The organism is Micromonospora sp. H61 (assembly GCF_018070325.1).
GTDB lineage: Bacteria > Actinomycetota > Actinomycetes > Mycobacteriales > Micromonosporaceae > Micromonospora > Micromonospora salmantinae.
This window is the reverse complement of record NZ_JAGPXY010000002.1, coordinates 166,401-178,713: the sequence shown is the minus strand read 5'-3', so window position 1 is coordinate 178,713 and position 12,313 is coordinate 166,401. Positions and strand designations below refer to the sequence as shown.

Sequence of the window (12,313 nt, the reverse complement as noted above, 5' to 3'; positions counted from 1 at the left end):
GACAGGCGGTCAAACCGATGGTTCGAACACGCTCCGTAACGCGCAAATGACTGCCCGGTACGGGTGAACAGAACGTCGAGATCAAGGGCTATGCGCTCCTCCCATGGTAGCCCGGCCAGCAGGACCGCGCCCAGATGTAGCGGGAGGAGCCCCTGGTGCGGGACCCTGGAGACCGAGCCGCACTCCGCTCTCGAGACGCTTCCAGGAGGTCCGATGGGCAAGCCGGACGCAGAGGGTCACGGGCCAGCCGACGGCCTGCCCGGCCTACCGCCCGAATGGGGCCGCGTGGTGGTTCCCGACGACGCCTCCGCGCTGGCCGCCGAGGCCGCTCAGGTCCGCCGTGAGCTGCGCCGGGCCAGTGACCTCCCGGGCGGTCACCGGGCCCTGGGTCTGCCACTGGCGGTCCTGCTGGTGGCGGTCCTCACCACGCTGGCCGGCCTGCTGGTGGTCACCTGGCCCCGCGCCAACCGCGGTGCCGACCGGCCCACCCCGGCCCCCTACGCGCCACCCGCGACCCTCGTCGGCCGGCCGCTGCCCGCACTGGACCTGGTCGACGCGGACGACGCACCCGTGCCACTGCGCGGCCTGCTACCCGCCATGATCATTCTGTTGGACGGCTGCCCCTGCCCGGACCGGGTCACCGATGCCCTGGCGGTCGCGCCCGCCGGCGTCTCCGTGGTCACCGTCACCGGCGGGCGGATGGCCCCAGCCGGGCCCACCATCGAGCGGCAGCCTCGCGCCCTGGCCGACCCCGCCGGAGGCCTGCGTTCGTTCCTGGGCCAGCCGGCCCGCCCCGGCACCGCGACAGCCCTGCTGGTCGACCGGGCCGGCACGGTGACCCGGGTGCTACCCGACCTGGGCACGATCGAGTCCTACCGGAGCGACCTGAGCGCCCTTGCCGCCTGAGCGGCCCTGCTAGCGAGGGGGCAGGGCGACGAGCTGCGCCTCGATGTCGATGGGCCGGTCGACGGCCGACAGCGACACCTGGAACGGCCCGCCACCGGGCAGCACCTCGGCATTGGCGATCATGCCGTCGCAGTCGATGCGCGGCCGGCCGACGATTCCGGCCCCGGTGCTCGTCACGACCATCGTGCCCGGGCGCGTGCACCGGTACTGGAGCAGGTAGCGCGCACCGTGGTTGCCGGCCTGCCGGGTCACTTCCTGGCCAGGGGCGAGGTCCCGCTGCTCCCGCCAGATCGTCTCCTGGAACGGGGGCAGGTCACCCCCGGAGAAGAGCACCCCGGGGTCGCCCTCGATGTCGGTGATCGAGCCCGTCGCCGGGTCGACCACGGCCAGCGGGCCGCGTCGCACCCGGAGGACCTCGCCGGTGTTCGGGTCCATCCGCACCGTCAACCGCTCATCGGGCTCCTCAGCCGCGAGGAGACGTTCCAGCGGGGTGCTGACGCTCGGCCCGACGGATGGCACCGCCGCCGCCGAAGGGACAGCCGTCCCTGCCGTCGACGTGGGCGCGGCGGCACGCCACCACCAGCCGCCGACGACCAGGACGGCCACCGCCGCGCCGAACAGCACCACCGAGCGCAGCCGATCGTCCGCCGTCGCATCCACCCCGTGAGCGTACCGGCCGGAGCCTCAGTCCTGTCGATCGAGCAGGGCGGCGTACAGGGTGAGGCCGGGGCCGAAGGCCAGCATGACGATGCGCCGAGCCGCCGGTGTCGCCCGACCCAACCGGTCCAGGATCAGCAACACGGTCGGCGACGAGCAGTTGCCGTGCTCGTCCAGCGTCGCCCGGGACGCCGCCAGCCCCAGCGGGGGCAGCGCCAACTCCCGCTCCACCACGTTGAGGATCCGCGGCCCGCCCGGGTGCACCGCCCAACCGTCCACCTCGGAGCTGGTGACGCCGTGCCGGGCCAACAGATCGTCGACCAGCCCCCGGACGTGCCTCGACAGCACCTGCGGCACCTTGGGCGACAACCCCATCCGGAACCCGGCGTCGGTGACGTCCCAGGTCATGTGGTCGGCGGTCGAGGTGTCGGTGACGGCGGTGACCTCGCGCACCGCGTACCCCGAGCCGCCCGGCACGACCACGGCGGCGACCGCGGCGTCCGAGAAGAGCGCGTGGGAGACGATCTGCTGGGTGTCCACCCGGGCGCTGGACGGCTGGATGTGCAGGCTGGTCAGCTCCGCGCAGAGCAGCAGCGCCGGTCGCCCCCGCGCGGTGACGAAGTCACTCGCCGCGCCGAGCCCCGGCAACGCCGCGTAACAGCCCATGTGGCCGATGAACATCCGCTGGGTGTCCGCGGCCATGCCCAGGTCCCGGGCGAGCAGGATGTCCAGCCCCGGGGTGGCGTACCCGGTGCAGGAGCAGACGATGAACAGCCCGATGTCGCCGGCGCTCAGTCCGGCGGCAGTCAACGCCCTACCCACCGCCTCCTTGCCCAGCGGCAGCGCCTCCACCTGGTAGCGGCGCATCCGACGCTCGGTCGGCCAGTCCGAGACGTCCTCCAGCAGCGGATTGACAGCGGCCTGCCGCCGGGTCACCCCCGAGTTGGCGAAGATTCGCTGGGCCAACGACCGGGTGGTGCCGGAGAAGTGCCGGGAGAAGAAACCCTCCCACAACTCGTCCTGCGAAGCGGACGGCGGCTGCGCTGTCCCGAGCCCCGCGATCACTGGTACGAACACGATCCCCACCTCTCGTCAGATGCTGTCCTCCCCCTGGCCGTCCCACCAGCCACCTCGGCTGGTCGTTCCTCCGTGCGAGCCCGGTGCGGCGGGCTCACCAACGCGGTGCCGATCCGTCACGATCCGGGTCGCCGCCCAGCGCGGCGATGCCGAGCCAGTCGGCGCAGACGTCCGACGTGGCCGGGTGCAGCGAGCCGCAGCGGGCGTCGCGGTAGAGCCGCTCCAGCGGATGTCCACGGCGGGTCGCCGAGGTGCCCGCCGCCTCCAGCACCGACGCCGCCACCTCGGCGGCAGTGGTGCCGGCGAGCAGCTTCGCCCGCCACACCCAACGGTTGGTCTCCTCGTCACCGGGCGCCTCGTCCACCCGGCGGGCCGCCTCGGCCACCACCAACTGCGCGGCGGCCGTCGCCGCGTCCGCCCGACCCAGCCGGGCCCGCACCGCCGGCAGACCGGACAGGTTGCGGGCGTTGAGGTGCTCGGCCGCCGCGTCGATCGCCGCACGGGCGACCCCCACGTAGACGGCCGCGTAGCTGGCCACCAACCAGTGCGGCATCAACTGGGCGACCACCAGCGCGAGCCCCTCCACCCCACCGAGCAGCCGATCGGCGGGCACTGTGACGTCCAGGTGCAGGTCGTGGGAGGAGGTGGCGCGCATGCCGAGCGAGTCCCAGGTCGGCTCCACTGTCAGCCCGTCGCCGGCCGGCACCAGGAACTGTGAGACCACCGACTGGTCGGCCGAGCTGCGCGCCGCCACCAGGTAACCGTCCGCGTGCCCGGCGCCGGAGCAGAAGGTCTTGCTGCCCTTGAGATGCCAGCCCCCGTCGGTCGGCTCGTACGCCGTGGTCAGCTGGGACAGCCGCGCGCCCGCGCCACGCTCGCTCATCGCGACCGCGTACCAGGAGCCCTGCGCCGCCGCGCTGAGCAGCCGGTCGCGGGCGGCCAGCGCCTCGTCGGGTACGCCAAGCGCCTCGGCCAACTCCTCGGTGACCGCGCCCAGCGCGCCGGTCACGGAGGCGTGCATGTTGAACACCAGGGCTGTCGCACCGTTGCCCCGGGCAAGCTCAGTGGCCACCGCTGCGTACTCGGCGAAGGTGGCGCCCAGACCGCCGAGCGCCCGGGGCACCATCAGCCCGAACAGGCCGGCCTCGCGCAGGTCGGCGAAGTCGTCCACGGGGAAGGAACCGTCCCGGTCGTGCTCGGCCGCCCGCGCGGCGAACCGCGGCGCCAACCGGCGTGCTGCCTCAAGCGCGTGCACCGTCATCTCGTTCCTCCTCGGCGTTCCATACCCCGCCACGGCCCGACTATCCTTTGCGGACCCCCCGGCCCTGGTACAGCACGGCGGTGGACCGGGTCGGCACGATGCGCGGGGCGCGGCCGGCGGGCACCGCACCGGCCGTTCGGCTCGCGCGGACGCGGCGCAGCAGCCAGGCGAGCATGCCGCCGAACTGCGGACGGATGCCCCGCAGGCTCAGATCGACACCGTGTCGGGCACACTCGGCGACCAGCGCCCGGGAGTCCACGAACAACCGCGGATCGTGGATGCCTCGGGGCACCGTCGGCAGCCGCTCGGCGATCCGGACCGCGACGAGCCGGGCCAGCGCCGTGTCGTTGAGGGTGTCCAGCACCAGCACGCCACCCGGGCGCAGCAGCCGACACGCCTCGGCCACGGCGCGCGGCCAGGCCGGCACGTGCTCCAGCAACTCACCCGCCGAGACCACGTCGGCGCAGCCGTCGGGCAGCGGCACCGCTGTGGCATCACCCTGGACCACCCGCACCCCGTGCTCGGCCGCCTGGACGAGCGCCGAGCGGGTCAGATCCACCCCGACGTGGCGGTAGCCCTTGCCGGCGAGGTGCGGCGCGAGCAGGCCGGCGCCGCAACCCAGATCGACAAGCACCGCGCCCGGACGGGTGGCCGGCGGCACCAGCGCGGCCCGGGCCTCGGCCAGCCAGTGCAGCATCGCGAACGCTCCATCCGGCCGCCACCACTCACCGGCCAGATCGTCGTACTGACGCGGATCGTTTCGCGGCAGCACCCTCGGACCGGTGGGCGCCCCGGCCGCAGCCACGTCTCGCATGGAACCGAGCGTGGCACGACTGCTCGGTAACGACCAGACTTCCGTTATGTCGTCGAGGGTGTTAGGGCTGGTCAGAGCAAGCCATCCGGAACCGGCCGCGGCGGTGACCACGGTGGCCGGTCTGCTGGCCTGGGGAGTGGGCCACCGGCCGGCCGGAATCGTCTCGGTGGTGCTCGCCGTGCTGGCCAGCCAGCTCGCCGTCGGCTGGACCAACGACGCGCTGGACGCCGAGCGGGACGCCACTGTGGGGCGTACCGACAAACCGGTCGCCAGTGGCGCGGTCGGTCGACGCGTCACGGCCTGGGCCGCCGCGGCGGCCGCGGTGGCCTGCCCGCTGCTGGCGCTGACCACGAACCCGGTGGCGGCGTTCTGGCTGACGCTCGCCCTGGTCTCCGCCCTGCTCTACGACTGGCCGCTCAAGGCCACCGCGTTCTCGGTGCTGCCCTACGCCGTGTCGTTCGGCGCGTTGCCCGCCTTCGTGGTGCTGGCGCTGCCCGGTCAGCCGGCCCCGCCGGTCTGGCTGGTGGCGGCGGCAGCCTGTCTGGGCGCCGGCGCGCACTTCGCCAACGTGCTGCCCGACCTGGCCGACGACGCCCGCACCGGCGTGCGCGGCCTGCCCCACCGGCTGGGCGCCGCCGGCAGCCGGGTGGCCGCGGCGGGTCTCCTCCTCGCGGCGACCGCGACACTGGTCCTCGGACCACCCGGGCCGCCGTCGGCGGTCGGCTGGGCGGCGGTCGGCACGGCCGCCGTGGTGCCGCCGCTGAGCTGGTACGCCGGGCGCTCGGCGATCCGGGCCGGCCGGCGGCCGGTGGCGGCCTTCCGGGCGGTGATGCTGGTGGCCCTCATCGACGTGGTTCTGCTGGTGGCGAGCGGTCGGGTGGTGTGAACGCCACCCGGGCAGGTGGCATTGCCGGGTCCGCGTGCGGGCCTCGATCAGTCCCAACTACCCTGGAGCGCGGTCTGCGCGGGTATGGCCACCGTGCCCGGCGTACGGCCCGGGTGGGATTGTGACGAGGAGGACCGACGTGACGCGCTCGATCAGGGGATCCGGGCGGGCGGCCCTGTTGCTGTCCGGGATTGCGGCGGCCAGTCTGCTGGCTTCCGGATGCGGCACCGGTCAGATCGCCGAGACCGCGTTGAAGGAGCCGTCGGTCCAGGGCGTCAGCCTCACCACCAGCAACGGTTCCTTCTCGGTGCGGGGCCTGCTCGTGGACTTCCCGGGCACCGAGGGCTACCAGGCCGGCCAGGACGCGGGGCTCGGCGCCGTGATCTACAACGACTCCAAGGAGACGGTGACTGTCACCGTCACCACGGAGAGCGCCCGCGAGGTGGTGATCAGCGGCGGCTCGGCGAGCCCGTCGCCGTCCGCCTCGGAGTCCGCCTCCATGAGCCCGTCGCCGTCCGGTTCGGCCAGCCCGTCGAACTCGACGTCCGGCTCGCCGAGCCCGTCCGTGACGCCCTCCGAGACCGGATCGTCCTCGGCCACCCCGTCCGCCCCGGAGTCGGCGCGGGCGTCCGGTTCGGCCAGCCCCTCCGCCCCGGGCCAGCCGGCCCGGATCGAGCTGGCGCCGCTGAGCTACATCCAGTTCAACTCCGAGGCCACCACGCAGCTCCGGCTGATCGGCCTGACCGAGGCGCTGCGCTCCGGCCAGAACGTCGTCGTGACCTTCGACTTCGGCAACGGCAACACGGTCACCGGGCAGGCGCCGGTCGCGGTTCCGCTCACCCCGGCGGCCCCTCCGTCGCCGATCATCGAGCGCGAGGGTGGCTACGAGGGCAACGAGGGCGGCACCACCCACGAGTGACCCGACCCGCACATCGACAAACGCCCCGGCGTGGTGACCACCACGCCGGGGTGTTTTCGTCGTACGCGAGGGCTAGCGTCCTGATGTGACCACCTCCCGATCGACCCCTCCGCGTGGCGGCACGGCCGGTGCCGCCCGTGGTCGGTCCGCCGCCCGCGAGCCGCGTCCGGCCTACCAGTGCGACGCCTGCGGGCACCAGCCGCCCAAGTGGGTGGGGCGCTGCCCGGAGTGCGGCGAGTGGGGGGCGGTGGTCGAGCACACGGTGACCGGCCCGACCGTCTCCGGTCGGGTGGTCAGCTCCCGGATGCCGTCCGAGCCGGCCCGACCGATCGCCACCATCAGCGCCGCTCCGGCCCGCGCCGTGCCCACCGGGGTGAGCGAGCTCGACCGGGTGCTCGGCGGGGGCCTGGTCCCGGGTGGCGTGGTGTTGCTCGCCGGCGAGCCCGGCGTGGGCAAGTCGACCCTCCTGCTGGATGTGGCGCAGCAGTGGGCTGTCGGCGCCGGCACCCCCTCGCTGGTGGTCAGCGGCGAAGAGTCGGTCAGTCAGGTGCGCCTGCGCGCCGAGCGGATGGGCACCCTGCACGAGCAGCTCTACCTCGCCGCGGAGAGCGACCTCGCCTCGGTGCTCGGTCACCTGGACGCGGTCAAGCCGGGCCTGTTGGTGCTCGACTCGGTACAGACCATCTCGACCACCGGCACCGAGGGGGTGCCCGGTGGGGTGACCCAGGTCCGCGCGGTCACCGCCGCGCTGGTCTCGGTGGCCAAGGAGCGGGGCATCGCCACAGTGCTGGTCGGGCACGTCACCAAGGACGGCCAGGTGGCCGGGCCTCGGGTGCTGGAGCACCTGGTCGACGTGGTGCTGCACTTCGAGGGCGACAAGCACTCGTCGCTGCGCCTGGTGCGCGGCGTGAAGAACAGGTTCGGCGCGGCCGACGAGGTCGGCTGCTTCGAGATGCACGAGGGCGGCATCAGCAGCCTGGCCGACCCGTCCGGGCTGTTCCTGACCCGCTACGCGGAACCGGTCCCGGGCACCTGCGTGACGGTGGCCATGGAGGGGCGTCGTGCCCTGGTCACCGAGGTGCAGGCGCTGATCGGCGCGACAGTGGCGGGTTCTCCCCGACGCACCGTCTCCGGCCTCGACTCGGCGCGACTGGCGATGGTGCTCGCGGTGCTGCAACGGCGCACCGAGCGGCTGACGTTGCACGACCGGGAGGTCTTCGCCGCCACAGTGGGCGGGATCCGGGTGGTGGAGCCGGCCGCCGACCTGGCGGTGGCCTTGGCGGTCGCCTCCGGCGGGCTCAACCTGGCGATCGCGCCGCACCTGGTGGCGATCGGTGAGGTGGGGCTGACCGGCGAGGTGCGCCGGGTCGGGGCGGTGCCGCGCCGGCTGGCCGAGGCCGCCCGGCTGGGGTTCAAGGTGGCCCTGGTGCCGCCCGGCTGCGGCCCGGCCAGCACCGGCGCAGGCCCCGAGCAGATGCGGGTGACCGAGGTCACCGACGTCCGTTCGGCCCTGCACCATGCGGCCCGCGCGTCCGCCGAGTGACCCACCGTGCCGACGAGGGCGGCGAAACCGGACAGCACGTCGCAAGCGGGAAACGGTGGAAAGGGCGGCATCGTGACACATCACAGTAACCACGACAGCACCCACCGCACGGCAGTCCGTAGACTGTGCCCGTGCCGATCGACCGCGATACCACCAAGCCAGCCGGCGCGCCGCCCCAGGCCCGCACCGGCGCCGTGGGCTCGCCCGCCCGCCCGATCAGCGTGAGCGTGACTGCGGGAGCCGCCGGGAGCGCCGGAGATCCGCTACGGGCCAATCTCGCCCTGATGGCCCCGGGCACCGCCTTGCGCGACGGCCTGGAGCGCATCCTGCGGGGCCGCACGGGCGCGCTCATCGTGCTCGGCTACGACAAGGTGGTCGAGGGCCTCTGCACCGGCGGCTTCCCGCTGGACGTGGAGTTCTCCGCGACGCGCGTGCGCGAGCTGTGCAAGATGGACGGCGCTGTCGTGCTCTCCAGCGACGGCACCAGGATCGTCCGGGCGGCAGTGCACCTGATGCCCGACCCGTCCATCCCGACCGAAGAGTCCGGCACCCGGCACCGCACCGCCGAGCGGGTGGCCCGCCAGACCGGCTATCCGGTCATCTCGGTCAGCCAGTCGATGCGGATCATCAGCCTTTACGTCAACGGCCAACGGCACGTGCTCGACGACTCGGCGGCCATCCTCTCCCGCGCCAACCAGGCGCTCGCCACCCTGGAGCGCTACAAGCTCCGGTTGGACGAGGTCTCCGGCACGCTCTCCGCCCTGGAGATCGAGGATCTGGTCACCGTGCGGGACGCGGTGGCCGTGGTGCAGCGACTGGAGATGGTTCGCCGGATCGCCGACGAGATCGCCGGCTACGTGGTGGAGCTTGGCACCGACGGCCGCCTGCTCGCCCTGCAACTCGACGAGCTGATGGCCGGCGTGGACGCCGACCGCACGCTGGTCATCCGGGACTACCTCCCCGTCGGCCGTAAGTCACGCACGCTGGACGAGGCTCTCGTCGAGCTGGACCTGCTCGGTGCCACCGAGCTGATCGACCTGGTGTCGGTGGCCAAGGCGATCGGCTACCCGGCCGCGTCCGACGCGCTCGACGCCGCGGTCAGCCCGCGCGGCTTCCGACTGCTGGCCAAGGTGCCCCGGCTGCCGGTGGCGGTGGTCGATCGCCTGGTGCTGCACTTCGGCAGCCTCCAGCGTCTGCTCGGCGCGACAGTGGAGGACCTGCAAGCCGTGGAAGGGGTCGGCGACGCCCGGGCCCGTGGCGTCCGTGAGGGGCTGTCCCGGCTCGCCGAGGCATCCATTCTGGAACGCTACGTCTGATCCGGCTCAGCCGGTGACGGTGAGCTTCACCGGGTCGCTGAGCTTCGTGCCGACCCGAGCGAACACCTGGTACGACCCGACCGGCGGGAACGGCCCGGCGGCCAGCGCGCCGTCACAGCGGCTGGTGTCCCGCCCGTTCCACGGCACCTGGTAGGAGCGCTCGAAGTTCGGCGTGAATGACTGCACGTCCGAGCCCTCGACCTTGCCGCAGGTGTCCGACGACCAGACCTTCTCGGCCCCGGACTTGATGAAGATCTCCTGAAGGTCGGCGCCGACGTTGCGGCTGCACGTCCGGTCCGACGTGTTCTTGATCCTCAGCTGCAGCTCGACCACCGCGCCCCGCTGCACCGAGGTCGGGCTCGCCGACGAGACCACGCTGATCTCCTCGTTGGTGCAGGTGCCGTCGTCCTCCGAACCGGCCGCCGCGCCCAGCGGCGGTGTGTTGCTGGTGATCGCCGGGCTCGGACTCGTCGCACCCGAATCAGCGGACGCGGACGACGACGGACCGCCGGTCTGCGGCGTCAGCACCGGCCCAGCGGGACCGGACGTCGCCGACGGCGAACCTCCCGCCTTGGGCTCCTTGTCGCCGGAGCGACCCGAACCGGTGCAGGAGTAGAGCAGGACAATCAGGAACAGGAACCCCGCTCCGAGTACGACGGCGCGACGCCGCCAGTACACGGCGGGTGGCAGGGGGCCGACCGTCAGACGCATGATGCCCTCCACCGTAGCCGCGCCGTACCCGGCAGTGCGGCGCGACGCGCCGGAGCCACTGCGGGGCGCCCGCACGACCCTCCATCAAGGACGGTCAGGCACCCGATCACAGGTAGACCTTGCGCTGATAGACCGCGTGCGCACCGGCCACCCGGTCCAGGAAGAGTAGCCCCGCACAGTGGTCGATCTCGTGCTGCAACGCCCGAGCCTCGAAGCCGTCGGTCACCAGCCGGACCGGCACGCCGCTGCCCGGCAGGTCACCCTCCACCACCAGCCGGCTGGCCCGCTTCACGTCCCCGGTCAGGTCCGGCACCGACATGCAGCCCTCCCGGCCCGGCTTCCACCGCGTCGCCTCCACCACGCGCGCGTTGCACAACACGAAGGTGCCGTGCGTCGTCACCGCCTTCGGGTGCCCGGTCACGTCGACGGCGAAGACCCGGGCGCCCACCCCGACCTGCGGCGCGGCCAACCCGACGCAGCCCGGCGAGACCTTCATCGTGGCTATCAGGTCGGCCGCGAGCTGGACCGTCTCCTTTGCCGTGGGGTCGACCTCGTCCGCGCCCCGACTCAGCACCGGATGCGGGGCGGACACCACCGCCCGCACCTCGCCCGGCACGTCCAGCGACTCCGGTGTCCAGTCACCCAGGCCGACGTCCGGCTCGCGCTCCTCGCCGGTCACAACAGATCCGGATCCGCCGGCCGGAGGGTGACCTCCACGCCCAGCTCGGCAGCCGTCCGGTGCAGCCGGTCGAGCACAGCGTCCGCAACACCGGCCGGCAACTCGACCTCCGCCAGGACCACGTAGAGCGCACCGGTCAACCGGGTACTCAGGTCGGTGACATTCCCTCCGGCGTCCACCAGCACCCGCGTCATCGCCGCGACGATGCCCATCCGGTCCGAACCGTGCACCGCCATCACGTACGGCTCACCAGCCGGAGGAACATCACCGTCCGGGGTGACCGCGCGTACCGTCGCCAGCAGCTGGCCCTCGGCGGCCAGCGACGCCAGTGCGGCCTCGACCTCGGCGGCGGCCGGGCCGGTGCAGATGAGGGTCATCGCGAAATGCCCCCGCAGCCGCGTCATCGTGCTGTCGGTGAGGTTCGCGCCCAGTCGGGCCAGCACCTCCGCGACGTCGGCAACGATGCCCGGCCGGTCCCGACCGATGACGGTGATCGCGAGCTCGTTCATCCGCGCATTCTCCCCCGTCCACCGAACGAGGACGTGGCACCCCGCCCGAGCCGCCCACCCAACGGGAACGCCGGGCGTGACATCATCGACGACGCCATGACTCAACCCGACTTCGCCACAGTGGTCAGCCGCTGGTTCCAGCAGCACGCCCGTGACCTGCCGTGGCGCGAGCCCGGCGTCACCCCGTGGGCCATCCTGGTCAGCGAGGTCATGCTCCAGCAGACACCAGTGGTCCGGGTGGTGCCGGCCTGGCAGGCGTGGCTGGCCCGCTGGCCGGAGCCGGCCGCCTTGGCGGCGGACACGCCAGCCGAGGCGATCCGGATGTGGGGACGCCTCGGCTACCCCCGTCGGGCGGTCCGCCTGCGTGAGTGCGCTGTCGCGATCGTGGACCGGCACGGCGGCCAGGTGCCGGACCGGCTGGAGCAACTGCTCGCTCTGCCCGGCGTCGGCACGTACACCGCGCGGGCGGTTGCCGCCTTCGCGTACGGGCAGCGGCACCCGGTCGTCGACACCAACGTACGCAGAGTCGTGTGCCGGGCGGTGGCCGGCGAACCGGACGCGGGGCCCGTCACCCGACCAGCGGACCTGGTCGCCACCGAGGAACTGCTTCCGACCGAACCGGCCGCAGCGGCACTGGCCAGCGCCGCGTTCATGGAACTGGGCGCGGTGATCTGCACAGCCCGGTCGCCGCGCTGCACCGCCTGCCCCGTCGAGTCGGTCTGCGCCTGGCGGGCGTCCGGCCAGGAGGCGCCGGCCGGGCCGACCCGCCGACCCCAGCGGTACGCGGGCACCGACCGACAGGTCCGCGGTCTGTTGCTCGGAGTGCTCCGGGACAGCACCGGCCCGGTCCCACACCAGCGGTTGGACCAGGTCTGGACCGACGACGTGCAGCGCGCCCGCGCTCTCGCCGGGCTGGTGCAGGACGGGCTGGTCGAACCCGCCGGCGACGAATCGTTCCGCCTGGTCGGTGACGGCCCGTCCCTGCCAACCGCGGATCTCACCACCTGACCCGCCCACCCGGCGCATCCTGCGCGC

13 protein-coding genes are annotated in these 12,313 nt (G+C 73.3%); 6 read left to right on the top strand and 7 right to left on the bottom strand.

Annotated features, from left to right (window positions below; translation table 11 throughout):
- The first annotated feature begins 213 nt into the window (after window positions 1-213).
- A complete protein-coding gene (locus KBX08_RS02325; RefSeq protein WP_210780841.1) occupies window positions 214-906 on the top strand; it encodes a hypothetical protein in 693 nt (230 codons plus the stop codon).
- Window positions 907-915: 9 nt separating this feature from the next.
- Here KBX08_RS02325 and KBX08_RS02320 read toward each other — a convergent pair whose 3' ends face one another.
- The 4 genes from KBX08_RS02320 to KBX08_RS02305 all read right to left on the bottom strand — a co-directional run bounded on the left by KBX08_RS02320 (window position 916) and on the right by KBX08_RS02305 (window position 4,715).
- Complete coding sequence (locus tag KBX08_RS02320) at window positions 916-1,566, bottom strand: hypothetical protein (protein WP_210780840.1); 651 nt, start codon at window positions 1,564-1,566, stop codon at window positions 916-918.
- A gap of 24 nt (window positions 1,567-1,590) precedes the next feature.
- On the bottom strand, window positions 1,591-2,649 hold the full coding sequence (locus tag KBX08_RS02315; protein WP_372494846.1) for a type III polyketide synthase: 1,059 nt from the start codon (window positions 2,647-2,649) through the stop codon (window positions 1,591-1,593).
- Window positions 2,650-2,734: 85 nt separating this feature from the next.
- Complete coding sequence (locus KBX08_RS02310; RefSeq protein WP_210780838.1) at window positions 2,735-3,901, bottom strand: acyl-CoA dehydrogenase family protein; 1,167 nt, start codon at window positions 3,899-3,901, stop codon at window positions 2,735-2,737.
- Window positions 3,902-3,941: 40 nt separating this feature from the next.
- Complete coding sequence (locus tag KBX08_RS02305; protein ID WP_210780837.1) at window positions 3,942-4,715, bottom strand: bifunctional 2-polyprenyl-6-hydroxyphenol methylase/3-demethylubiquinol 3-O-methyltransferase UbiG; 774 nt, start codon at window positions 4,713-4,715, stop codon at window positions 3,942-3,944.
- Window positions 4,716-4,761: 46 nt separating this feature from the next.
- On the opposite strand from KBX08_RS02305, the gene KBX08_RS02300 reads away from it, so the two are divergent.
- The 4 genes from KBX08_RS02300 (at window position 4,762) to disA (ending at window position 9,379) form a co-directional block, all read left to right on the top strand.
- Window positions 4,762-5,601, top strand: coding sequence for a UbiA family prenyltransferase (locus tag KBX08_RS02300; RefSeq protein WP_372494851.1), 840 nt, complete (start codon window positions 4,762-4,764; stop codon window positions 5,599-5,601).
- 139 nt (window positions 5,602-5,740) lie between these two features.
- Window positions 5,741-6,520, top strand: coding sequence for a hypothetical protein (locus KBX08_RS02295; RefSeq protein ID WP_210780835.1), 780 nt, complete (start codon window positions 5,741-5,743; stop codon window positions 6,518-6,520).
- Between the two features lie 85 nt (window positions 6,521-6,605).
- Window positions 6,606-8,063 carry a DNA repair protein RadA gene (gene radA / locus KBX08_RS02290; protein WP_210780834.1) on the top strand — a complete coding sequence of 486 codons (1,458 nt, stop codon included), beginning with the start codon at window positions 6,606-6,608 and terminating at the stop codon, window positions 8,061-8,063.
- 131 nt (window positions 8,064-8,194) lie between these two features.
- Window positions 8,195-9,379 (top strand): DNA integrity scanning diadenylate cyclase DisA, encoded by a 1,185-nt coding sequence (gene disA, locus KBX08_RS02285; RefSeq protein WP_030327921.1) that lies wholly within the window; start codon window positions 8,195-8,197, stop codon window positions 9,377-9,379.
- A 6-nt stretch (window positions 9,380-9,385) separates the two neighbouring features.
- On the opposite strand, the gene KBX08_RS02280 is transcribed toward disA, so the two are convergent.
- The 3 genes from KBX08_RS02280 to KBX08_RS02270 form a co-directional block, all read right to left on the bottom strand.
- The gene (locus tag KBX08_RS02280; RefSeq protein WP_210780833.1) at window positions 9,386-10,090 is read right to left on the bottom strand and encodes a hypothetical protein; all 705 of its coding nucleotides are present in this window, start codon (window positions 10,088-10,090) and stop codon (window positions 9,386-9,388) included.
- 106 nt (window positions 10,091-10,196) lie between these two features.
- Entirely contained in the window at window positions 10,197-10,769 is a 573-nt protein-coding gene (locus KBX08_RS02275; protein ID WP_210780832.1) for a peptide deformylase, read from the bottom strand.
- Window positions 10,766-11,278, bottom strand: coding sequence for a glycine cleavage system protein R (locus KBX08_RS02270; RefSeq protein ID WP_210780831.1), 513 nt, complete (start codon window positions 11,276-11,278; stop codon window positions 10,766-10,768). Before KBX08_RS02270 ends, KBX08_RS02275 begins: the two co-directional genes overlap by 4 nt.
- Before the next feature lie 96 nt (window positions 11,279-11,374).
- Between KBX08_RS02270 and KBX08_RS02265 the strand changes: the two genes are divergently transcribed.
- On the top strand, window positions 11,375-12,286 hold the full coding sequence (locus KBX08_RS02265; protein ID WP_210780830.1) for an A/G-specific adenine glycosylase: 912 nt from the start codon (window positions 11,375-11,377) through the stop codon (window positions 12,284-12,286).
- Window positions 12,287-12,313: the final 27 nt, after the last annotated feature.